This window comes from Streptococcus sp. OMI750 (assembly GCF_047463895.1).
In the GTDB taxonomy this organism is placed as follows: Bacteria; Bacillota; Bacilli; order Lactobacillales; family Streptococcaceae; genus Streptococcus.
Genome location: NZ_JASHCZ010000009.1, coordinates 1 through 22,439, shown reverse-complemented (window position 1 = coordinate 22,439; position 22,439 = coordinate 1). Strand labels below are relative to the sequence as shown.

The 22,439-nt window shown below is 35.7% G+C and carries 20 protein-coding genes, 4 tRNA genes, 1 rRNA gene and 1 pseudogene; 18 read left to right on the top strand and 8 right to left on the bottom strand.

Annotated elements, in window-relative coordinates:
* The 7 genes and pseudogenes from QM830_RS10745 to rlmH form a co-directional block, all read right to left on the bottom strand.
* A pseudogene (locus tag QM830_RS10745) lies at positions 1 to 71 on the bottom strand (transposase); the annotation flags it as partial.
* A 109-nt stretch (positions 72 to 180) separates the two neighbouring features.
* Positions 181 to 254 (bottom strand) — tRNA-Asn (locus QM830_RS10740).
* Positions 255 to 262: 8 nt separating this feature from the next.
* Positions 263 to 334, bottom strand: a tRNA-Glu gene (locus tag QM830_RS10735).
* Positions 335 to 384: 50 nt separating this feature from the next.
* Positions 385 to 1,143, bottom strand: a complete 759-nt coding sequence (locus tag QM830_RS10730; RefSeq protein WP_414326986.1) for a response regulator transcription factor — start codon at positions 1,141 to 1,143, stop codon at positions 385 to 387.
* Positions 1,140 to 2,480 carry a sensor histidine kinase gene (locus tag QM830_RS10725; protein WP_414326984.1) on the bottom strand — a complete coding sequence of 447 codons (1,341 nt, stop codon included), beginning with the start codon at positions 2,478 to 2,480 and terminating at the stop codon, positions 1,140 to 1,142. Before QM830_RS10725 ends, QM830_RS10730 begins: the two co-directional genes overlap by 4 nt.
* Before the next feature lie 338 nt (positions 2,481 to 2,818).
* Positions 2,819 to 2,892: transfer RNA gene (locus QM830_RS10720), tRNA-Arg, on the bottom strand.
* Positions 2,893 to 2,934: 42 nt separating this feature from the next.
* Complete coding sequence (gene rlmH / locus QM830_RS10715) at positions 2,935 to 3,414, bottom strand: 23S rRNA (pseudouridine(1915)-N(3))-methyltransferase RlmH (protein WP_009731931.1); 480 nt, start codon at positions 3,412 to 3,414, stop codon at positions 2,935 to 2,937.
* 204 nt (positions 3,415 to 3,618) lie between these two features.
* Here rlmH and QM830_RS10710 point away from each other — a divergent pair, with 204 nt between their 5' ends.
* From QM830_RS10710 to QM830_RS10690, 5 genes are all read left to right on the top strand, one after another.
* Positions 3,619 to 4,800, top strand: coding sequence for a S1C family serine protease (locus tag QM830_RS10710; RefSeq protein ID WP_414326983.1), 1,182 nt, complete (start codon positions 3,619 to 3,621; stop codon positions 4,798 to 4,800).
* Positions 4,801 to 4,871: 71 nt separating this feature from the next.
* Complete coding sequence (locus tag QM830_RS10705) at positions 4,872 to 5,633, top strand: ParB/RepB/Spo0J family partition protein (RefSeq protein WP_009731933.1); 762 nt, start codon at positions 4,872 to 4,874, stop codon at positions 5,631 to 5,633.
* A gap of 266 nt (positions 5,634 to 5,899) precedes the next feature.
* Positions 5,900 to 7,258, top strand: a complete 1,359-nt coding sequence (dnaA, locus tag QM830_RS10700) for a chromosomal replication initiator protein DnaA (protein WP_414326981.1) — start codon at positions 5,900 to 5,902, stop codon at positions 7,256 to 7,258.
* Positions 7,259 to 7,417: 159 nt separating this feature from the next.
* Entirely contained in the window at positions 7,418 to 8,554 is a 1,137-nt protein-coding gene (gene dnaN / locus QM830_RS10695) for a DNA polymerase III subunit beta (RefSeq protein ID WP_009731935.1), read from the top strand.
* Between the two features lie 15 nt (positions 8,555 to 8,569).
* Complete coding sequence (locus QM830_RS10690) at positions 8,570 to 8,761, top strand: DUF951 domain-containing protein (RefSeq protein ID WP_414326979.1); 192 nt, start codon at positions 8,570 to 8,572, stop codon at positions 8,759 to 8,761.
* A 35-nt stretch (positions 8,762 to 8,796) separates the two neighbouring features.
* On the opposite strand, the gene QM830_RS10685 is transcribed toward QM830_RS10690, so the two are convergent.
* Complete coding sequence (locus tag QM830_RS10685; protein WP_414326977.1) at positions 8,797 to 9,294, bottom strand: DUF1307 domain-containing protein; 498 nt, start codon at positions 9,292 to 9,294, stop codon at positions 8,797 to 8,799.
* 177 nt (positions 9,295 to 9,471) lie between these two features.
* Between QM830_RS10685 and ychF the strand changes: the two genes are divergently transcribed.
* From ychF to QM830_RS10620, 13 genes are all read left to right on the top strand, one after another.
* A complete protein-coding gene (gene ychF / locus QM830_RS10680) occupies positions 9,472 to 10,587 on the top strand; it encodes a redox-regulated ATPase YchF (RefSeq protein WP_414326976.1) in 1,116 nt (371 codons plus the stop codon).
* Positions 10,588 to 10,656: 69 nt separating this feature from the next.
* Positions 10,657 to 11,226: an aminoacyl-tRNA hydrolase gene (gene pth / locus QM830_RS10675; protein ID WP_414326975.1), complete on the top strand. Its 570-nt coding sequence runs from the start codon at positions 10,657 to 10,659 to the stop codon at positions 11,224 to 11,226.
* Positions 11,227 to 11,230: 4 nt separating this feature from the next.
* Positions 11,231 to 14,725 (top strand): transcription-repair coupling factor, encoded by a 3,495-nt coding sequence (mfd, locus tag QM830_RS10670; protein ID WP_414326973.1) that lies wholly within the window; start codon positions 11,231 to 11,233, stop codon positions 14,723 to 14,725.
* Positions 14,726 to 14,793: 68 nt separating this feature from the next.
* Positions 14,794 to 15,060, top strand: coding sequence for an RNA-binding S4 domain-containing protein (locus QM830_RS10665; RefSeq protein WP_003002258.1), 267 nt, complete (start codon positions 14,794 to 14,796; stop codon positions 15,058 to 15,060).
* Entirely contained in the window at positions 15,053 to 15,421 is a 369-nt protein-coding gene (locus QM830_RS10660) for a septum formation initiator family protein (protein WP_009731940.1), read from the top strand. The genes QM830_RS10665 and QM830_RS10660 overlap by 8 nt, the downstream gene beginning before the upstream one ends.
* Before the next feature lie 3 nt (positions 15,422 to 15,424).
* Positions 15,425 to 15,553 (top strand): SP_0009 family protein, encoded by a 129-nt coding sequence (locus QM830_RS10655; protein WP_269596042.1) that lies wholly within the window; start codon positions 15,425 to 15,427, stop codon positions 15,551 to 15,553.
* On the top strand, positions 15,546 to 16,811 hold the full coding sequence (locus QM830_RS10650; RefSeq protein WP_414326970.1) for a serine hydrolase: 1,266 nt from the start codon (positions 15,546 to 15,548) through the stop codon (positions 16,809 to 16,811). Before QM830_RS10655 ends, QM830_RS10650 begins: the two co-directional genes overlap by 8 nt.
* On the top strand, positions 16,811 to 18,085 hold the full coding sequence (gene tilS, locus QM830_RS10645) for a tRNA lysidine(34) synthetase TilS (RefSeq protein ID WP_414326968.1): 1,275 nt from the start codon (positions 16,811 to 16,813) through the stop codon (positions 18,083 to 18,085). Before QM830_RS10650 ends, tilS begins: the two co-directional genes overlap by 1 nt.
* Positions 18,086 to 18,089: 4 nt before the next feature.
* A complete protein-coding gene (gene hpt / locus QM830_RS10640; protein ID WP_414326966.1) occupies positions 18,090 to 18,632 on the top strand; it encodes a hypoxanthine phosphoribosyltransferase in 543 nt (180 codons plus the stop codon).
* Between the two features lie 10 nt (positions 18,633 to 18,642).
* Positions 18,643 to 20,616, top strand: coding sequence for an ATP-dependent zinc metalloprotease FtsH (ftsH, locus tag QM830_RS10635; protein ID WP_049473251.1), 1,974 nt, complete (start codon positions 18,643 to 18,645; stop codon positions 20,614 to 20,616).
* 87 nt (positions 20,617 to 20,703) lie between these two features.
* A tRNA-Glu gene (locus QM830_RS10630) sits at positions 20,704 to 20,775 on the top strand.
* A gap of 156 nt (positions 20,776 to 20,931) precedes the next feature.
* Positions 20,932 to 21,411, top strand: a complete 480-nt coding sequence (locus QM830_RS10625) for a hypothetical protein (RefSeq protein WP_009731945.1) — start codon at positions 20,932 to 20,934, stop codon at positions 21,409 to 21,411.
* A 247-nt stretch (positions 21,412 to 21,658) separates the two neighbouring features.
* Positions 21,659 to 22,439 (top strand): 16S ribosomal RNA (locus QM830_RS10620); the annotation flags it as partial.

Genomic DNA, 22,439 nt, shown 5'->3' with positions numbered 1-22,439 from the left:
AGTTGCTCTAAGCTATATCCTTGTTTTCTAAGTTCATAGATCTGAACTTTATCTTTATAAGTCAATTTCATAATAAAAACACCCCAAAAGTTAGATTTTTTCTGTCTAACTTTTGGGGTGCAGTTTATTGCTATCCTAGCTTTTTCAAAATAAAAAACACCCAAATGGGTGCTATACTAGCTCCGCCAGTAGGACTCGAACCTACGACATCATGATTAACAGTCATGCGCTACTACCAACTGAGCTATGGCGGAATGAGATATAGTCCGTACGGGATTCGAACCCGTGTTACCGCCGTGAAAAGGCGGTGTCTTAACCCCTTGACCAACGGACCATATATTCATTAACAGAACATATCCCATTATATCAGAATTTAACTAATTGTCAAGCACTAAATTCTAAATTTTCTTCTTCAATTAATTTTTTGACACGTTTGATGTTACTTCTTGAAATCGGACAAGAATAACCTTCTTTCAACAGCAGGTGTTTCTTTTTCTTATCCATGCCAATGATCATACTTCTATTCACAAGATAAGATTGATGGGGGCTAAAATATCTATTTTCCACATCTTTCTCCAAGACATCTGATAAACTTCCGGCAATTTCTTTTTGAAAATTTTTCCCAACCAAGTTTAATTTATAAGCTGAACCTACAGTCTCAATATAAAGAATATCCTTAAATGGAATTTTAATTTTTTTATCTTTAAAGTTATATTCAAAATAATCTGTTAAATCATCATTCCTAATTTGAATGCTTGTCAAGTACTCAATACACTCCTTTAATTTTGATCGAAATAGATCTTCATTCAAATTTTTATCAATAAAATCCAAAGCAGATACTTTATAACGATAGGTAATAGAAGCAAATTCCGATTTTGTAGTTATAAAAACAATAATAGCATAAGGATTTGCTTCTCGTATTTTTTGAGCAATTTCCAGACCACAATACTCATTGTCTTGGATATGAATATCTAAAAAATATAATTGGTGGATATCCGAATGATGGATATAATTTTCAAATTCTGTGATTTTACCAGTAGAAATCACTTCAAGTTTTATTTCCAATTCCTTAGCAATTTCTTCGATATGTTTTTCTACCCGTATCTGTTGAGATAGTTCATCTTCTAATAAAAAAATCTTCATTCTTGTTCATATCCTCCGATCTTTAAAACTTGTAAAAAACGATTTCCTTGCAATTCTGTCTCTAAAAACATCGTTCCATAATTTGCTAAGATTTTTCTAACATTATTTAATCCTAGGCCTCTATTTTCTCCTTTTGTCGAATAGCCTTCTTCATATATTTTTCTAACATCAAAAGTGATTTCATTGGTTGTATTATGAATCACTAAGTAAACAATCTTTGAAATAGAGAAAATAGCAATATGAACTTTCTTTTCTTCTGCTTCTTTTGAAGCTTCCAAAGCGTTTGTTACCAGAATTCCAACAATTCTCACGATATCTAATAAATCGACTGGTAGCTGCTCAATTGGCTCACTCGTTTCAAAAGTCATTTCAACCCCAGCATCTCTTGCGTCCAACCAACCTCGAATCAAAATACTTCGTAAAGCAGAATCTCTGATATTGACCAAGTTGAATCCTGATAATTCTTCTGTGTTTATCTTTTTATAACCTTTTTCCAATACTTCTCTATGAATTCTCTGTATTTCTGGAATATTTTCTTCCTCAATGGCTAAGGACATAGAAATAACTAAATTTCCCAAATCATGACGAAATCCCCTGACAATAGAATAGAGACTTTGAATTTCAGCCATATAGCGACTCATTTGTTGCTCAGAAAATTCTTTATACTCCAGTTCTAAATTTTTACGGTACTGATCTCGCTCGATTTTCATATGGAATAAGCTGACTACAAAAGAGAAAAAACAAATCGTTGCCAACATACTCCCAAAATTTTTAAATTGCGCTTGTTCACTAATCCATAAAGCAAAATTGATCACTACAAATATGGCAAAATAAACATAAATTAATCTCTTTAAATACTTTTCAAATTCCTCTTCATAAAAAGGAGTAAAATCAAATTCAAATAAGTCAATTAAATTCAAAATGATTACTAAAGAAACTAAACGAATAAACATATTGTAGACTATCGAGTACGCTGCTACAAAAGCATCTCCCAAAACTGAAGAGACAATAATCGTCAAAAAGGTTGCTGTTCCTTCAACTGCTAAATAAGTAAAAAAAGAATAAAAAATAGAACACAAGCGATTCGTTCGATTAGCATAATGATAATAAGGATACAAATAAGCTGGCCACAAGAGCATATTTAAATCGGAGAGTTGAATATTTGAAAATAGAGTCACATCTAAAAATACTAGAAGACTTTCAAAAAGAAGAACAAAGGTACCTAAAAGAAAGATAAATGAAAATTGATGTTCCTGATAGATTTTTTCGTCCACTAATGCAAACGTCAGAACAATGATCCCTCCTAAAAGAAAAGACAAAACTAATGACTGAATCACTCAAACTCTCCCACTCTCTATTTTCTATTTTATTATACTTTAGTATTATTATAAAAAATAAAATTTTATATACAAAAAATTATAATATAAAATAGCCTAAAATTAAAGGGAATAGATAAAATTGTAATCTTTTTAATGTTTTTGTTACAGGATTGAAAACTATTTTACATAATTCATATAATCTATATTTTGCACTATATCGAGATGATTGATTATTTTTTAGCATGATTCCAATAAATTTATTTCATTGATAGCAAAGAAGTACAAAAAATTAGCATTAATGAAAAAATATACATTTTATACAAAAAAAGACGTAGTCAAAAACTACATCTTTCATCTGATCCCAGCAGGATTCGAACCTGCGACCGTTCGCTTAGAAGGCGAATGCTCTATCCAGCTGAGCTATGGGACCAAGCATACTTCATTTTAGCAGAAAAAGAAGGGAGCGTCAAGGTTATTTATGGTAGGGACTCCCCTGTTTGATCATAAATGCTCGATAAATTTGTTCAACCAATACTAATTTCATTAACTGATGCGGAAGAGTAAGCTGTCCAAAACTCATTAAGAGATTGCCTCTTTGTTTCACTTCTATAGACAAACCAAGACTGCCACCGATGACAAACGTGAGATTTGAATACCCTGATGTCATGATCTGGTCGATTGTTTGACTAAATTTTTCTGAGGGAAATTGTTTTCCTTCGATGGCCAAGACGATTACATATTCCTTATCTGAAATTTTCGAAAGAATCCGTTCTCCCTCTTTTTCAAGGATTTGTTGATTTTCAAGTTGACTAGCACGATCAGGCGTTTTTTCATCAACTAATTCAATCTGTTCTACTTTTGCAAATCGACCAAGTCTTTTTATATATTCTGCAATGCCGTCTTTTAGATATTTTTCTTTTAATTTTCCAACAGTTATCAATTTGATTTTCATCATTCTATTGTAGCATATTTCTTCAATTCCACAAATAATCCACAGAAATAGAAAGGGAAAGCCTTCTCTAAAGACTATTTTAAGGCCAATGATCAACTGTTTTCTACAAGTTATCCACATTTTGTGGATAACTTTATTTATTTAAGTTATAATTAAGAAAGTTTTTCTATACTCTAGACAATTTGATATTCTTAGGAGGAAAATATGAAATCTTCATTCAATTTACTAAAAAAAGTTGGGAATATAGCCCTTATTTTTATTGTAGGTCTTCTAGGTGGGATTCTTGGAACCTTTTTAACCTTACAAACATCTCGTTCTTCTACTTCAAATACTGAAAGTAAGCAAGTCCACTCAACCACTGTTAAAACAGCTTACAAAAATACAACCTCAACCAGTGAAGCTGTCGATAAAGTGAAAAATGCTGTGGTTTCTGTGATCACTTATTCTGATTCTTCAAATCAAGGTTTGTTTGAAAAAGAAGACAATTCTGACTCACAAATTTCTAGTGAAGGTTCTGGAGTCATTTATAAAAAAGAAGGAAAATATGCCTACCTTGTTACCAATACCCATGTGATCAATGGAGCTAAAAAAGTAGATATTCTTTTAGCAGATGGGAATAAAGTCCCTGGAGAAGTAGTTGGTTCAGATGTCTATTCTGATATTGCTGTGGTGCGTATTAGTGCAGACAAGGCAAAGGCAGTAGCTGAATTCGGAGATTCCGACCAATTAACAGTAGGTGAGACTGCGATTGCAATCGGTAGCCCTCTTGGAACAGATTATGCCAATTCTGTTACCCAAGGGATTATTTCTAGCCAAGGTCGCAATGTAAAATTGAAAGCTGATAATGGTCAAAATATCTCTACACGAGCTTTACAAACAGATGCAGCCATCAACCCAGGAAACTCTGGAGGTCCGTTAATCAATATTCAAGGACAGGTCATTGGGATTACCTCAAGTAAAATTTCAAATAACGGGCAAACTTCAGTAGAAGGAATTGGATTTGCAATCCCTGCGAATGATGTTGTCAATATTATCAAGCAACTAGAAGAAAAAGGGAAAGTGGTTCGACCAGCTCTCGGAATCCAAATGTTGGATCTCTCCAATCTTTCAACTTCTGATTTAAGCCAATTAAAACTTCCTGAAAAAATTTCTGGAGGAGTACTGGTTCGTTCAACCCTTGAAAACATGCCTGCTTCAGATAAATTACAACGCTACGATGTGATCACAAAAATTGATGATACAACTATAGAGTCAACTGCAGATTTACAATCTGCCCTCTATTCTCACCAAATCAATGATACGATCAAGGTCACTTTCTATCGTGATGGAAAACAACAAACAACTTCTATCAAGTTGACAAAATCAACTGATGATCTAAGTGAGTAAACTCTGTCTTCTTGACATACTTGTAAACACAACTTTACGAAATTGTAAAGGTGTGTTATTCTATTCATAAGATGGAAAAATTAGAACATATAGCGGTAAAGGAGATTCGAACCAATCCTTTCCAACCAAGAAAAGTATTTGACCAAGAAAAATTAGAAGAATTAGCTCATTCAATCAAGGAAAATGGCTTGATTCAACCTATTATTGTCAGAAAATCTCCGATTATTGGTTTTGAATTACTTGCAGGTGAAAGACGTTTTAGAGCTTCGAAGATTGCTGGATTAGAAGTGGTTCCTGCGATTATTAAAGAGTTAACGGATCAAGAAATGATGCGACAAGCCATTATCGAGAATCTTCAACGAGAAGATCTCAATCCAATTGAAGAAGCTATCTCCTACCAGAAGTTAGTTGATCACGGCTATAAGCACGACCAAATCGCTCAATTTATGGGGAAATCCAGACCCTATATTAGCAATATGCTCCGCTTGTTACAGCTATCTCCCTCTGTTCAAGAAGCTGTGATTCAACATGATATTTCTTCGGCTCACGCGCGTGTTCTCGTTCCTCTTGATGAAGAAGAGCAAGGTTTTTGGTTGAAGAAAATCAAAGAGGACCATTTAAATGTTCGGACATTAGAGAACAAAATCAGTTCGAAAAGAAAGCAAAAAAAGAAGAAATCTAAGGAAACTTTCCTACTAGAAGAGGAAAAAAGACTGAAAAAAATATTAGGGACAGAAGTTAAGATACATTCCTCTTCGCAACATAAAGGAACTATCCAAATTTCTTTTTCAAGTCTTGATGAATACCAACGAATTATCAACAGCCTAAAATAAGGCTGTTATTTTTATTTTTCTATTGACAAGCTTTTCCACCACAAAAACCTTTAACAAATGCTAGCAAAATCAGGATATTTTCTAGTTATCCCCACTTTGTGGATAACTGTTAGAAACACTGTGAATTAGTTTCCACAGATTGTGGAAAAGTTTACTTTTATAATTTACTTTCTTGAAATTTAGCCTGTGGAAAACTATTTTCGTTTGTGGTAGAATAGGATTAAGTATGATTTGATACAATTCAAGAAAAGGAGGGAAGTCTGATAGTGACACAAGAAGAACAATTTTGGTCTCGTTTTTTAGAATTAGCCCAATTACAACTAAAAGATAGTGCATATGATTTTTTTGTCGCAGATTCAAAATTAGTCAAAATCGAGGGAGAAACAGCTACCATTTATCTCGATGGAAATTATAAAGAATTATTTTGGGAAACAAATCTGAAAAATGCTTTGATCACCGCCAGTTTTGAAATCTACAATACGGATTTGAAATTCCAATTTATTTTTGAAGATATCGAAGAACTTCCGAATAGTCATAGCAGTGAAATCAGGAGACTTTCTCCATCTAATATAGCGAATCAACCGCTACCTAAAATTGATACAGGTCTGAAATCAAAGTACACCTTTGATAATTTTGTGCAAGGAGATGGAAATATTTGGGCGAAAGCAGCAGCGCTTGCAGTTTCTGAAAATCTTGCAACAACATACAACCCTCTTTTTATCTATGGTGGACCAGGGCTTGGAAAAACTCATTTATTGAATGCAATTGGAAATCAAATTCTAGAAAATATTCCCAATGCTCGAGTGAAATATGTTCCAGCAGAAACCTTTATTAATGAGTTTTTAGAACACCTTCGATTAGGAGAGATGAAGACGTTTAAAAATACCTATCGAAGTCTTGATCTTTTATTGATCGATGATATTCAATCTCTTGGTGGGAAAAAAGTCACCACTCAAGAGGAGTTCTTTAATACCTTTAATGCCCTCCATAGCGATAACAAACAAATCGTCCTAACTAGCGATCGAAGTCCAGATCATTTGGATAGTCTTGAAGAGCGATTAGTTACTCGTTTCAAGTGGGGATTGACGCAAAATATTACACCACCTGATTTTGAAACTCGGATCGCCATCTTACGGAATAAAATTGAAGATCTAGACTATATTTTTCCTAACGATACGCTGGAATATCTAGCTGGCCAGTTTGATTCCAACGTCCGAGACTTAGAGGGTGCCTTAAATGATATTTCTTTGATGGCAAAGGTTAAAAAACTCAAAGAAATTACGATCGATGTAGCTGCTGAAGCTATTCGAGCTCGTAAAAACGATAGCAACCAAATGCTTGTCGTCCCAATTGAAAAAATTCAGGAGGCTGTAGGCGCTTTCTATGGAGTCAGTGTAAAAGAAATTAAAGGTTCACGAAGAGTTCAGAATATCGTCTTAGCACGACAAGTTGCCATGTACCTTTCAAGGGAAATGACAGACAACTCCCTTCCTCGAATTGGAAAAGAATTTGGTGGGAAAGACCATACGACCGTGATTCATGCTTATGAAAAAATAAAAAGTATGGTCGATACAGATGATAATCTTCGACTGGAAATTCAAAGTATCAAGAAAAAATTAAATTAATCTGTGGATAACTTTCTCTAAACTTCTAGGGGTTATGCACAAATTTTAAACAAGTAACTTTTCAAGTCGTAGACAGGATTCTGAGAGTTTTCCACAACTTCCACACACTCTACTATTACTATTAACTTACTAAGTATAAAATAAATAAAAGGAATGACCATGATAAATTTCTCTATTAACAAAACTTTATTTTTACAAGCACTAAATACTACCAAAAGAGCCATCAGTTCAAAAAATGCTATCCCAATCCTTTCAACAATCAAAATAGATGTCACTCCAGAAGGAATTGCCCTGTCTGGATCCAATGGCCAAATTTCGATTGAAAACTTTATTTCTATCAAAGATGAAAATGCTGGTTTGTTGGTGACTTCTCCAGGTTCCATTTTATTAGAAGCAACTTTCTTTATTAATGTGATTTCAAGTTTACCAGATGTTACTTTAGATTTTAAAGAGATTGAACAAAAACAAGTTCTCTTAACAAGTGGTAAATCAGAAATTACACTTAAAGGAAAAGATGCAGATCAATATCCACGTATCCAAGAAATTACTGCAAGTAATCCATTAGTTTTGGAAACAAAATTATTAAAACAATTGATTAATGAAACGGCATTTGCAGCAAGTGTACAGGAGAGTCGTCCAATTTTGACAGGCGTTCACTTTGTTTTATCAGATCATACAGAGCTAAAAACAGTAGCAACAGACTCTCACCGTATGAGTCAAAAAGTGATTACACTGGAGAAAAATGGAGACAACTTTGATGTCGTCATCCCAAGTCGTTCTCTTCGTGAATTCACCTCTGTCTTTTCTGATGATATTGAAACAGTTGAAGTTTTCTTTGCCAATAATCAAATCCTCTTTAGAAGTGAACACATTAGTTTCTATACCCGTTTGCTAGAAGGAAATTACCCTGATACAGATCGTCTGATTCCAACAGAATTCAATACAGAGGCAACCTTTAATGTTGCTAACCTTCGATTTGCCATGGAGCGTGCACGTCTTCTTTCAAATGCAACTCAAAATGGAACGGTCAAATTAGAATTCAAAAATGGAGTGGTTTCTGCCCACGTTCATTCACCAGAAGTTGGACGAGTAAATGAAGAGATCGATACTAGCACTGTTTCAGGAGAGGATTTGTCCATCAGTTTTAATCCAACTTATTTGATTGAAGCGCTCAAAGCTATTGACAGTGAACAAGTTGTTATTCGTTTTATTTCTTCTGTTAGACCGTTTACATTGGTTCCAGAAGGAAATGAACAAGGGTTCATTCAATTGATTACGCCAGTTCGCACAAATTAATAAAGGTGAATCATCATGTATACGTTAGGTAATTTTGTAGAAATGAAGAAACCTCATGCTTGTGTGATAAAAGAAACAGGAAAAAAGGCAAATCGTTGGGAAATTACGCGACTTGGTGCAGACATAAAAATTAAGTGTAGTAATTGTGATCATGTGGTCATGATGAGTCGCCATGATTTTGAACAGAAAATGAAGAAAGTATTATAAAAGGTTCAGTCACAAAAGTGACTGAACCTTTTATATTATTTTAATTCTTCAAATTTTCCATTTTTAACTTCTTTGAAACCACTTTGTTTCATCATATCAACAGTTGATTTGTAGCTGATATAGTCGACTTTTTTATCTTTTTGTGTCGTTACTAATTTCTTTTCAATTAACTGATCTAAGTCTGCCTTTTCATAATTTAGGGTTGTTTTTTCAACCATATAATCGTCTTTGTATTCAGCAGAGTGTGTGAATCCTTTGACATCCTTGTAGTCTTCATCGTATTTATCGATTATTTCCTTTAATTGATCTTTCGTAACTCCAGCCTCTTTGTAATAAACAGTAGTGATAGTTTGGTTACTGATCGCTTTATCCCCTTTATGTTCGATTGTAATACGAACGTCAGTTTTCTTCTCTTGGTTGATTCCCTGAAGATAGGATTTTTGAACAGATTGTTTTCCACAAGCTCCAAGAAGAAAGAGAGTAAAAATAGCAATAAAGGAAAGAAGGATAGATTTCCATGTTTGTTTTTTCATCAGAAAAACTCCTTTGTGATTTTTTAAATAGAGTATACCATATTTTTCATTTTCATACATTATAGTTTGAGGAAAAAACTAGTTTTGAAAGGAAATGAAATAGTCTATTTTTCATCACTTGTCTTTTGAATTGTGTTATAATAAGAGAGATTGAAATGTGAACGGAGAAAAAGAAAAATGGCATTAACAGCAGGTATCGTTGGCTTACCAAACGTTGGTAAATCAACCCTATTTAACGCAATTACAAAAGCAGGAGCAGAGGCTGCAAACTATCCCTTTGCGACCATTGATCCCAACGTTGGGATGGTAGAAGTTCCAGATGAACGCCTCCAAAAATTGACGGAGATGATTACTCCTAAGAAGACAGTCCCAACAACCTTTGAATTTACAGATATTGCAGGGATTGTAAAAGGTGCATCAAAAGGAGAAGGTCTTGGTAACAAATTCTTGGCCAATATCCGTGAAGTGGATGCTATTGTCCATGTAGTTCGTGCTTTTGATGACGAAAATGTCATGCGTGAGCAAGGTCGTGAAGATGCTTTTGTAGATCCATTAGCAGATATTGATACCATTAATCTAGAATTGATTCTTGCTGACTTAGAATCTGTAAATAAACGCTATGCACGTGTGGAAAAGATGGCCCGTACGCAAAAAGATAAGGATTCTGTTGCGGAATTTAATGTTCTACAAAAAATCAAACCAGTTCTTGAAGATGGAAAATCAGCTCGGACCATTGAATTCACGGAGGAAGAACAAAAAGTGGTGAAAGGACTTTTCCTTTTGACTACCAAACCAGTTCTTTATGTAGCAAATGTGGATGAAGATGTTGTTGCAGATCCAGACTCTATTGACTATGTGAAGCAAATTCGTGACTTTGCGGCAACAGAGAATGCGGAAGTCGTGGTGATTTCTGCGCGTGTTGAGGAAGAAATTTCTGAGCTAGATGATGTAGATAAACAAGAATTTTTAGAGGCGATTGGGCTAACAGAGTCTGGAGTTGATAAACTCACGCGTGCAGCTTACCACTTGTTGGGACTTGGCACTTATTTCACAGCTGGTGAAAAAGAAGTGCGTGCTTGGACCTTCAAACGTGGCATGAAAGCTCCTCAAGCAGCTGGAATCATCCACTCTGATTTTGAAAAAGGATTTATTCGTGCCGTTACCATGTCCTATGATGATTTGGTCAAATACGGTTCTGAAAAGGCTGTAAAAGAAGCAGGACGCTTGCGCGAAGAAGGAAAAGAATATGTTGTCCAAGACGGGGACATCATGGAATTCCGTTTTAATGTGTAAGATAGTTAAAAAAATGTAAAGGTTGGAAAAAAATATTTCCAACCCTTTTAGTGTTTTGAAAGGAAAGAGATGACGAAATTAATTGTTGGATTGGGAAATCCAGGTGATAAGTATTTTGAAACGAAACACAATGTAGGCTTTATGTTAATTGATCAAATGGCAAAGTCTTTAAATCTTACTTTCTCCCATGATAAGATTTTTCAAGCTGATATTGCCTCAACATTTTTAAATGGCGAAAAGGTCTATTTTGTAAAGCCAACCACTTTCATGAATGAGAGTGGAAAAGCAGTCCATGCCCTTCTGACTTATTATGGTCTGGATATTGAAGATCTTTTGGTTATTTACGATGATTTAGATATGGAAGTTGGCAAGATTCGTCTTCGAGCTAAAGGATCAGCTGGAGGTCATAACGGAATCAAATCGATTATTAATCATATTGGAACTCAGACTTTTTATCGAATTAAGATTGGCATTGGAAGACCTAAGCAGGGCATGTCAGTTGTTCATCATGTCTTAGGAAAATTTGATAAAGACGATTACATCACTATTCTACAAACAATCGATCGAGTAGAAGAAGCGGTTAACGATTACTTGGTAGAAGAAAATTTTGAAAGAATCATGCAGAAATACAACGGGTAAGTAGATGAATGTAATTGATTTAGTGAGTCAAAACTCCAACCTTCTATCCTGGCAACAAGGTTTGCAAAAAAATAATAGGGAATTGATCTTAGGATTGTCTGCGACTACAAAGGCTATTGTAATGGCTTCAGCCTTTGATTCTATTGAAAAAGCAGTCCTCATCACTTCCAGTTATAACGAAGCAGAACGATTGGCCAGTGATTTTATTGCCTTACTTGGAGAAGAGAAAGTCCATACATTTTTGGGAGATGATAACCCTTTAGCAGAATTTGTTTTTGCTTCACAAGAAAGGCAATTTGCACGATTAGAGGCTTTGAACTTTTTATGTCAAGAGGATCGTCAAGGTATCCTTGTGACCAATGTGAGTGGTATAAAACTACTATTACCTTCTCCTAAAGTTTTTGCATCTAGTATTTTTAAATTGAAGGTTGGTCAAGAAATAGACTTAACTACCCTGAGTGAAACATTACAGAAGATTGGTTATCAAAAGGTGAGCCAGGTTTTGCAACAAGGGGAATTCAGTCTAAGAGGAGATATCTTAGATATCTTTGAGATCGACCAACTCCAACCTTATCGGATTGAATTTTTCGGAGATGAGATTGATGGAATCCGAATCTTTGACCCAGAAAGCCAGCGTTCTGTTGAAAATGTCGAAAGAATTCAACTCAAAGCAGTGAGTGATCTATTATTGCAAGAGGAAGATTTTATCCGTGGTCAGAATCAAATAGAACAATTGCAAGAACAGAGCACGAATGAAGCATTTAAATCTTATCTAGCCGAAATTCTAGGGGATATTTCTCAAAGGAAACTTCATCCGGATCTTAGAAAATTTATTAGTTTCTTTTATGAGAAACAATATACCCTATTTGATTATCTTCCTAAACATACTCCAGTTTTTTTAGATGATTATCAAAAAATAGCAGATCAAATAGCAAGATTTGAACTAGATGCAGCTAATCTCTTGACGGAAGATTTACATAAAAATCGAGCCTCTTCTCGTCAAGTGTATTTTGGTGATACCAGTACAATATTAAGAAAATATACACCTGCAACTTATTTTTCAAACTTTCAAAAAGGTTTGGGAAATCTGAGGTTTGATCATTTGTATCAATTTAATCAATACCCAATGCAGGAGTTTTTTGGACAATTTGATTTACTAAAAGAGGAAATTGAACGGTATCGAAAATTAAACTATACTGTTATTGTCCAAGCAAGTTCTCATCACAATCTTCAACAGCTCCATAAAAATTTAGAAGAGTATGGAATTCGATTATATTATATCGATGGGGATGCGATCATCCCTCAAGCTAGTCAATTAATTGTTGGAGGACTAGCTCACGGTTTCCAATTTGTTGATGAAAAAATTGTCTACATTACAGAATCAGAGATTTATCAGAAAAAGATCAAGCGAAAGATTCGCAGACAAAATATTTCCAATGCAGAACGTCTAAAAAATTATAATGAACTGGAAAAAGGGGATTATGTTGTTCACCAAGTTCATGGTATTGGCCAATATTTGGGAATTGAAACGATTGAAATTTCTAGTGTCCATCGTGATTATGTTTCGATTCAATATCAAAATGGAGATCGCATCTCGATTCCTGTCGATCAGATTCAGATGTTGTCCAAATACGTTGCAAGTGATGGAAAAACGCCAAAAATTAACAAGTTAAATGATGGGCGTTTCCAAAAAACGAAGCAAAAGGTTCAGACCCAGGTGGAGGACATTGCAGATGATTTAATAAAACTTTATGCGGAACGTAGTCAATTAGAAGGTTTTGCCTATTCCAAAGATGATGAAAATCAAGAAGCATTTGAACAAGATTTTCCATATATTGAAACAGATGATCAATTACGTTCCATTGAAGAAATCAAAAAAGATATGGAATCAAATCGTCCGATGGACCGATTGCTGGTTGGAGACGTCGGTTTTGGGAAAACAGAGGTTGCTATGCGAGCAGCCTTTAAGGCAGTAAATGATCATAAACAAGTAGCAGTGCTGGTTCCTACAACTGTTCTTGCCCAACAACATTATGCCAATTTTAAGGAGCGTTTTGAATCTTTTGCAGTAGAGGTTGCTGTTTTAAGTCGTTTCCAGAGTAAGGCAGAGCAGAAAGAAACGCTTGAAAAATTGAAAAAAGGACGAGTGGATATTATTATTGGAACTCACCGGTTATTGTCCAAAGATGTTGTTTTTTCAGACTTAGGCTTAATCGTGATCGATGAAGAACAACGTTTTGGAGTGAAGCACAAAGAAACCTTGAAAGAATTGAAAAAAAAGGTGGATGTGCTTACCTTGACAGCTACCCCTATACCTCGAACTCTTCATATGTCTATGCTGGGAATTCGAGATTTGTCTGTCATTGAAACCCCTCCGACCAATCGGTATCCAGTGCAAACTTTTGTACTAGAGACCAATCCAACCATTATTCGAGATGCTGTATTGAGGGAAATGGATCGTGGAGGTCAAGTGTATTATCTTTACAACAAGGTAGATACGATTGAGCAAAAAGTATCCGAGTTAAAAGAGTTGATTCCAGAGGCTTCGATTGGATTTGTTCATGGCCAGATGAGTGAAGTTCGCCTGGAAAATACCTTGTTGGATTTCATTAATGGCGAATACGATGTCTTAGTGACGACAACCATTATTGAGACAGGTGTAGATATTCCAAATGCCAATACGCTCTTTATTGAAAATGCGGATCATATGGGACTTTCAACTCTTTATCAACTAAGAGGTCGTGTGGGACGAAGCAACCGAATTGCTTATGCTTATTTGATGTATCGTCCAGACAAATCTCTTACAGAAGTGTCTGAAAAACGTTTAGAAGCTATTAAAGGCTTTACTGAATTGGGGTCTGGATTTAAAATTGCGATGCGAGATCTATCAATCCGTGGAGCAGGAAATATTCTGGGTGCTTCTCAATCTGGTTTCATCGATTCAGTTGGTTTTGAAATGTATTCCCAATTGTTAGAAGAAGCTATTGCTAAAAAACAAGGCCAAGAGCATCGTCGACAAAAGAGCAATGCGGAGTTGAACCTACAAATAGATGCGTATTTACCAAATGATTATATTTCGGATCAACGTCAAAAAATTGAAATTTACAAACAAATCCGTGAAATGAATTCTGCTGCAGATTATGAATATTTACAAGACGAACTGATGGATCGTTTTGGAGAATACCCAGATGTTGTCGCCTACCTACTTGAAATTGGTATAGTAAAAGCTTACTTGGATCAAGTATTTGTTCGTTTAGTGGAGAGAAAGCAACAAAAAGTGGCAGTGAAGTTTGAACCAATTGCCAAACAACTGTTTTTGACACAGGATTATTTTAAAGCTCTGTCAATGACACAGTTAAAAGCTCAGCTTGCAGAAGAGAAGGGATTAATTGAAGTAATCTTTGATGTTCGAAATAAGAAAGATTTTGAAATTCTAGAAGCTCTGAAGCAATTTGGTCAAACCTTATTGGAAATTAAACAGGAAAAAGAAGAGAACTAGCAGTTCTTAGCTCATTTTTCGCATTTTATGGATAAAAAATGATACAATACTATGTTAGAGGTGACAGTATGAGATTAGATAAATATTTAAAAGTTTCTCGCATTATCAAGCGTCGCCCTGTCGCAAAGGAAGTTGCAGATAAGGGGCGAATTAAAGTCAATGGAGTATTAGCCAAAAGTTCAACGGATTTGAAAGTGAATGATCAAATTGAAGTTCGTTTTGGAAATAAAGTATTGACGGTTAAAGTCTTGGAAATGTTGGATAGTACAAAAAAAGAAGATGCATCCAAAATGTACGAAATAATTAGTGAAACAAGGATAGAAGAAGATGCCTAAAAATATCGTTCAAATGAACAATAAATATATCAAAGACGAAGGTCAGCGAAAACGTTTTTTAGAAGAAGAAAGAAAAAAACGTAATCGCTTTATGGGACTTGTCTTGATTCTAGTTATACTACTGTTTATTCTTCCAACTTATAACTTGGCCCAGAGCTATCAATCACTACAAGACAAAAAAGAACAATACAAACAGTTAGAAAAAGAATATAAGGAAACAAGTGAACAAAAAGAATACCAGCAAGACATCGCTAAAAAATTAAAAGACGATGACTATGCAACAAAATATGCACGCGCTAAATATTCTTTTTCAAAAGATGGTGAATTTGTTTACACCATCCCAGATTTACTTCCCCAATAATCAATGGAAAATATCTTACAAACAGTTAAACAATTCCTTGAATTTTCGGATGAAAAATTAGAGGAATTAAAAAAGAAAAACCAAACACTCAAACTTCAAAAGGATGAAAAGGAAAGGAATACAGGTGTCTAAACGATTTCTGCTCCTACTGCTAGTCCCAATTTTATTTTTGGGACCTCAAGCAGCGAGTATTGAGCAATCTGAGTCCTCTCAGACAATTGCTTATCCATCAGAACTTTATTTTTCTTCAATTCCAGCAAACCCTAATGTCTATCGCAAAATTGTTGTTTTTTCTGATCCTCAGTTGAAAAAAGAAAAAGGAGAAATTCTTCCTAATACACCGTTTACAATTGAACAACTCTTTGTAAACGATGATGGAAAGGCTGTATTTAAAATAGCAGATAAAGGATATGTGCTAGCAGATTCTTCTGTCATTTTTTCTGATGTTGTACAAGAAACACAAGAAAAAAAACAAGACATATGGCTAAAACCTGGATTTAAAGTGTATGATCGACCCTTAATAAATGGTGCGAAAGAAAAAAACACCTCCCTTTCTTCTTATACAAAAGTGACCGTTTTACGCACAGCTCAGACTTTACGAGATGAGTTTGTGGAAATTGAGGGCCAAGGATGGGTTAACCAAGCATTCATCACTGAAACAGATAATCGAATGGAAAAAGTCCAGGACTTACTCAATAGTAAATATAATTCTCCTTCGTATGGAATTTATGTAAAACAATTAGAGACAGGAAATACTGCTGGAATCAATCCCCAAAAAGAAATGTATTCTGCTAGTGTGACGAAATTACCCTATTTGTACTATGTCCAAGAACAGCTTAATAAAAAGGCTATTTCTCCAACGACAGTCTATAAGTATATTCCAGAAGTTAATGACTTCAAAGGTGGCTATGAACCAGAAGGAAGTGGTAGTCTTTCAAAGGCAGCAGATGGCAAGGAATACAGCGTCCAAGAATTAGTAGATAAGATTGCAAAAGAATCGGATAATGTTGGACATAATATTTTAAATTATTATGTTACCCATCAATCGGATCAAGATTTTCAAAAAACATTGGATAAAATTTCCAAAAAACACTGGGATGTTGAAAAAAGAGAGGCATCTGCTGAAATGGCTGGAAATGTGATGGAAGCTGTTTATCAGCAGAACGGTTCTATTATTGACGCACTATCCTCTACAAAATATGATGATCAACGAATTGCGCGTGATCTTCCAGTAAAGGTTGCTCATAAAATTGGGGATGCCTATGATTTTAGACATGATGTTGCGATTGTATACACCAATTCGCCTTATGTCATCGCGATTTTTACAGATCATTCGGATTATGATACGATTTCCAAAATTTCAAAAGACATCTATGAGGTATTGAAATAATGGAAAAGAAATTTTTAGAGTTTTGTGAAAAAAAAGATCTATTCACTTCCCATTGCCGTATTTTAGTTGCCATATCTGGTGGATTGGATTCCATGAATCTATATGAACTTTTGGAGAAGAACAAAGAACGATTGGGGATTCAATTGGTACTCGCTCATGTCAATCATGGACAAAGACCAGAATCGGATTTTGAGGAAAGTGAACTTCGAAAGCTGGCTGATAGGCGAGAGACACGTATCCACGTTGCTCACTATTCGGGAGCTTTTACAGAAGCAAAAGCTCGCACCTTTCGTTATGATTTTTTCAAGCAGATTATGGAGATAGAGGATTGCACCGCTCTAGTAACAGGTCATCACGCCAATGATCAAGCTGAAACAACTTTCATGCGCTTGATACGAGGAACTAAATTACGTTACTTAAGTGGTATTCCTGTACGCCAACCATTTGGGAAGGGTGAGTTAATTCGCCCTTTATTAGCTTTTACAAAAAATGAACTGAAGGAAATTCCTCATTTTGAAGACAGTAGCAATCACTCACAGGATTTTTTCCGAAATCGTGTACGCCATCAATACCTTACAGAATTTGAAAAAGAAAATCCTCAAATGCAAGCAAGTCTTTGCTATTTAGCAGAGGAAGTGAATCATTGGCACAAAGCACTGAAAGAATTAACTAGTGAGTTAACCATTCAAGATTTAGCTTCTTTTAGAACGTATTCTCATTCTGTACAATCCTTCTTATTAGAAGAGTATTTAGCACAATTTCCAGATTTGCAACTTGGTAGAGTCCAGTTTCAAGAATTGTTAGATTTACTAAGAAAGAAAAGAAATTGCGTTCATTATTTAAAATCAAATTATGAACTCCATCAAGAATATGATTTCTTTGAAATACGAAAAATCAGTCAAAAGTCGGATGACCAAATCCTCCCAATTTTGTTAGAATTTGGGAATATCTTTGAAATTGCAAACTATAAACTATCTTTTGGACAACCATTAGAAGGAAAAAATGTAGAAATTCTTTTTGTTTCACGAGAAACTCCCATCTTGATTAGAAGAAGGATGAATGGCGATCAGTTGATTGTGAATGGCCACCATCAAAAATTAAGGCGGTGGTTTATCAACCATAAGATTCCAATTTCTATTCGACAGGAAGCTCTGATTATAGAACAGAATCATAACATTCTTTCTGTAGTAGGATTGGTAACGAGTGATTTGAGTAAGCCCTCAAAAAGTGCTATAATAAAAGATAGACTTTATATTCAAAAAATAGATAGGTAACGACATGTTAGAAAAAGATATAAAAAAAGTATTGGTTTCACATGATGAAATTGTAGAAGCAGCAAAAAAATTGGGTGAAACCCTAACAAAAGAGTATCAAGGAAAAAATCCTATTTTCGTTGGTATTTTGAAGGGTTCTGTTCCATTTATGGCAGAGTTGATCAACCATGTGGATACTCATATTGAATTAGACTTTATGTTGGTGTCAAGTTATCATGGTGGTACAGCAAGCACAGGTATCATTAATATTATCAAGGATATTGATCAGGATATTACAGGTAGAGATATTTTATTTGTGGAAGATATCATCGATACAGGTAAAACCCTCAAGAGTCTAAAAGAACTCTTTGAAGAACGAAATGCAGCATCTGTGAAGATTGCGACATTATTGGATAAACCTGAAGGACGTTTGGTTGAGATCGAAGCAGATTATACCTGCTTTACGATTCCTAATGAGTTTGTTGTTGGATATGGTTTAGACTATGAAGAAAATTATCGTAACCTACCATATGTTGGTGTATTAAAAGAGGAAGTGTACTCAAAATAGAGGAGACTAGATGAATAACAGAAAAAACAACGGTTTTGTTCGAAATCCTTTTCTGTATTTGTTGATTATTGTAGCGGCTGTGACAGGATTCCAGTACTTTTTTGCAGGTAATGGAGTTGGTCAAAGCCAGCAGATCAACTACACAGAATTGGTCAAGGAAATTAAAAATGACAATGTAAAGACGATTAGTTACCAACCGAATGGTAGTGTGATTGAAATTGCAGGGACCTATAATAAAGCAAAAGAATCAAAAGAAGATACAGGAATTCAATTCTTTACCCCGAGTGTTCAAAAAGTATCTCGCTTTACTAGTGTCATCCTTCCATCTGATATTACTGTCAATGAATTACAAAAATTAGCCGCTGACCACAAAGCAGAAATCACTATCAAACGTGAAAGTTCAAGTGGGATGTGGATTACCATTCTAACTTCCATTGTTCCATTTGTCATCGTGATGTTCTTCTTCTTCTCCATGATGAATCAAGGTGGTGGCGGTGGTGCCCGCGGTGCTATGAACTTTGGTCGTAACAAAGCGCGTGCTGCCAATAAAGAAGATATAAAAGTTCGTTTTTCGGATGTAGCAGGAGCTGAAGAAGAAAAACAAGAACTCGTTGAAGTGGTTGAATTTTTAAAAGATCCAAAACGCTTTACTAAATTGGGAGCAAGAATTCCAGCAGGAGTGCTTCTTGAAGGCCCTCCAGGAACAGGTAAAACCCTTTTAGCAAAAGCAGTAGCTGGAGAAGCTGGAGTACCATTCTTCAGTATTTCAGGGTCGGACTTTGTTGAAATGTTTGTCGGAGTCGGCGCTAGCCGGGTTCGTTCACTTTTTGAAGATGCTAAAAAAGCTGCTCCAGCTATCATTTTCATCGATGAAATTGATGCTGTTGGACGCCAACGTGGTGTAGGTCTTGGCGGTGGAAATGATGAGCGGGAACAAACCCTCAACCAGCTCTTGATTGAGATGGATGGTTTTGAAGGCAATGAAGGAATTATTGTTATTGCTGCTACTAACCGTTCAGATGTTCTGGACCCAGCCCTTCTTCGTCCTGGCCGTTTTGACCGTAAAGTATTGGTTGGGCGTCCAGATGTGAAAGGTCGTGAAGCGATTCTTCGAGTTCACGCTAAGAACAAACCACTCGCTCAAGATGTAGATTTGAAATTGGTTGCACAGCAGACACCAGGATTTGTCGGTGCCGATCTTGAAAATGTTTTGAATGAAGCAGCCTTGGTTGCAGCTCGTCGAAATAAAAAAGTGATTGATGCTGCTGATATCGATGAAGCAGAAGATCGTGTTATTGCAGGACCATCTAAGAAAGATCGGACGATTTCGCAAAAAGAACGTGAAATGGTCGCTTATCATGAAGCAGGTCATACGATCGTTGGTCTGGTTTTATCAAATGCTCGAGTGGTTCATAAGGTTACTATTGTTCCTCGTGGTCGCGCAGGCGGTTACATGATTGCCCTTCCTAAAGAAGATCAAATGTTACTTTCTAAAGAAGATATGAAAGAACAATTAGCTGGTCTCATGGGAGGACGTGTTGCGGAAGAAATTATTTTTAATTCACAAACAACAGGTGCTTCAAATGACTTTGAACAAGCCACTCAAATGGCGCGTGCAATGGTGACAGAATATGGAATGAGTGAAAAACTTGGACCAGTTCAATATGAAGGAAATCATGCCATGTTCGGAGCTCAAAGCCCACAAAAAATGATTTCAGAACGGACTGCTTATGAAATCGATGAAGAAGTACGTAGTCTATTGAATGAAGCTCGTAACAAAGCTGCAGAAATTATTCAAGGTAATAGAGAAACGCATAAACTTATTGCTGAAGCTCTATTAAAATATGAAACCTTGGATAGTGTTCAAATTAAATCATTGTATGAAACAGGTAAAATGCCTGAAAATTCAGAGCATGAATTGGAAGAAGAAGCCAAACCTCTATCATATGATGAAATTAAATCAAAATTAGAAGAAAATAACTAATCAAAAGAAGGAAATTTTTTCCTTCTTTTTTTAAAAAAGTATTGACAGGAAAAAATTATTCTGTATAATAGATTATGTTGTAAAAATGGTCCGTTGGTCAAGGGGTTAAGACACCGCCTTTTCACGGCGGTAACACGGGTTCGAATCCCGTACGGACTATCGATAGACTGTCACTGAGTGGCAGTTTTTTTGTGCATTCAGTCAGTATAGTTAAAAATAATGACCGAATAGTTTAAAAAACGAGCAGAATAGAAAAAAACTCCTAAAACCTTTTTTACTTTTATAAAATACAAATATGAAAGTAAAGGAGAGCTTATGGAATTTAACAAGATGTATCAAAAAGTAAAATTTATTGTTCGAAAATGTGAAAAAGAATACTATATCCAGCTGTGGGAAAAAGATGATTGGGAACAAGAAGGCCAATTAACACTCTTTGAGCTTTATCAGAAAAATCCTGAAATAGGAACAAATGAAGAATTACTATATAAGTATTTTAAAACAAAATTTAGGAATCATATTAAAGATAAGTTAAGACAGCAAGAAAGCGATAAACGAAAAATCAACAGAATGCCGTATGTTGAAATTGGAGAAATTAGCCACAGAATTTCATCAAGAAAAATATATCTAGATGAACTTGTAGTATTAAGAGATTCCTTAAAACGATTTAAGGAGAATTTAACAATAGAAGAAAAAGAACAATATGAATCGTTATTAGCCAATAGAAGATGTCTAGGAAAAACGAAGATGAAAAAGAAATTAGAAAATTATTTGAAAGATTTTAAAAACTCCATTTAACAAGCATATAGTTAATGGAGTAAAATTAAGATTTTTTCAAAAAAGTAAACTTTTTTAAAAAAAGTTATTGACAATTAAAAGTGTACGTGATATACTAATATAGTTGTCGCGAGAGAGCGACAAAGACCTTTGAAAACTGAACAAGACGAACCAATGTGCAGGGCGCTATAACGGAAGTTATAGTAACTGAACAATAAAAAAACAATAAATCTGTCAGTGACAGAATGAGTTTAAGACAAACAATTATTTTAATGAGAGTTTGATCCTGGCTCAGGATGAACGCTGGCGGCGTGCCTAATACATGCAAGTAGAACGCTGAAGCTTGGTGCTTGCACCGAGCGGATGAGTTGCGAACGGGTGAGTAACGCGTAGGTAACCTGCCTGGTAGCGGGGGATAACTATTGGAAACGATAGCTAATACCGCATAACAGTAGATATTGCATGATATCTGCTTGAAAGGGGCAATTGCTCCACTACCAGATGGACCTGCGTTGTATTAGCTAGTTGGTGAGGTAACGGCTCACCAAGGCGACGATACATAGCCGACCTGAGAGGGTGATCGGCCACACTGGGACTGAGACACGGCCCAGACTCCTACGGGAGGCAGCAGTAGGGAATCTTCGGCAATGGACGGAAGTCTGACCGAGCAACGCCGCGTGAGTGAAGAAGGTTTTCGGATCGTAAAGCTCTGTTGTAAGAGAAGAACGAGTGTGAGAGTGGAAAGTTCACACTGTGACGGTAACTTACCAGAAAGGGACGGCTAACTACGTGCCAGCAGCCGCGGTAATACGTAGGTCCCGAGCGTTATCCGGATTTATTGGGCGTAAAGCGAGCGCAGGCGGTTAGATAAGTCTGAAGTTAAAGGCTGTGGCTTAACCATAGTACGCTTTGGAAACTGTTTAACTTGAGTGCAGAAGGGGAGAGTGGAATTCCATGTGTAGCGGTGAAATGCGTAGATATATGGAGGAACACCGGTGGCGAAAGCGGCTCTCTGGTCTGTAACTGACGCTGAGGCTCGAAAGCGTGGG

Bases quoted from the DNA above. Each gene is read 5' to 3' on its own strand.
- ftsH (WP_049473251.1), top strand. From the start codon at position 18,643: ATGAATAACAGAAAAAACAACGGTTTTGTTCGAAATCCTTTTCTGTAT.
- pth (WP_414326975.1), top strand. From the start codon at position 10,657: ATGACGAAATTAATTGTTGGATTGGGAAATCCAGGTGATAAGTATTTT.
- dnaN (WP_009731935.1), top strand. From the start codon at position 7,418: ATGATAAATTTCTCTATTAACAAAACTTTATTTTTACAAGCACTAAAT.
- QM830_RS10665 (WP_003002258.1), top strand. From the start codon at position 14,794: ATGAGATTAGATAAATATTTAAAAGTTTCTCGCATTATCAAGCGTCGC.
- QM830_RS10705 (WP_009731933.1), top strand. From the start codon at position 4,872: ATGGAAAAATTAGAACATATAGCGGTAAAGGAGATTCGAACCAATCCT.
- mfd (WP_414326973.1), top strand. From the start codon at position 11,231: ATGAATGTAATTGATTTAGTGAGTCAAAACTCCAACCTTCTATCCTGG.
- hpt (WP_414326966.1), top strand. From the start codon at position 18,090: ATGTTAGAAAAAGATATAAAAAAAGTATTGGTTTCACATGATGAAATT.
- rlmH (WP_009731931.1), bottom strand. From the start codon at position 3,414: ATGAAAATCAAATTGATAACTGTTGGAAAATTAAAAGAAAAATATCTA.
- QM830_RS10625 (WP_009731945.1), top strand. From the start codon at position 20,932: ATGGAATTTAACAAGATGTATCAAAAAGTAAAATTTATTGTTCGAAAA.
- ychF (WP_414326976.1), top strand. From the start codon at position 9,472: ATGGCATTAACAGCAGGTATCGTTGGCTTACCAAACGTTGGTAAATCA.
- QM830_RS10685 (WP_414326977.1), bottom strand. From the start codon at position 9,294: ATGAAAAAACAAACATGGAAATCTATCCTTCTTTCCTTTATTGCTATT.
- QM830_RS10655 (WP_269596042.1), top strand. From the start codon at position 15,425: ATGGAAAATATCTTACAAACAGTTAAACAATTCCTTGAATTTTCGGAT.
- QM830_RS10710 (WP_414326983.1), top strand. From the start codon at position 3,619: ATGAAATCTTCATTCAATTTACTAAAAAAAGTTGGGAATATAGCCCTT.
- QM830_RS10730 (WP_414326986.1), bottom strand. From the start codon at position 1,143: ATGAAGATTTTTTTATTAGAAGATGAACTATCTCAACAGATACGGGTA.
- tilS (WP_414326968.1), top strand. From the start codon at position 16,811: ATGGAAAAGAAATTTTTAGAGTTTTGTGAAAAAAAAGATCTATTCACT.
- QM830_RS10690 (WP_414326979.1), top strand. From the start codon at position 8,570: ATGTATACGTTAGGTAATTTTGTAGAAATGAAGAAACCTCATGCTTGT.
- QM830_RS10660 (WP_009731940.1), top strand. From the start codon at position 15,053: ATGCCTAAAAATATCGTTCAAATGAACAATAAATATATCAAAGACGAA.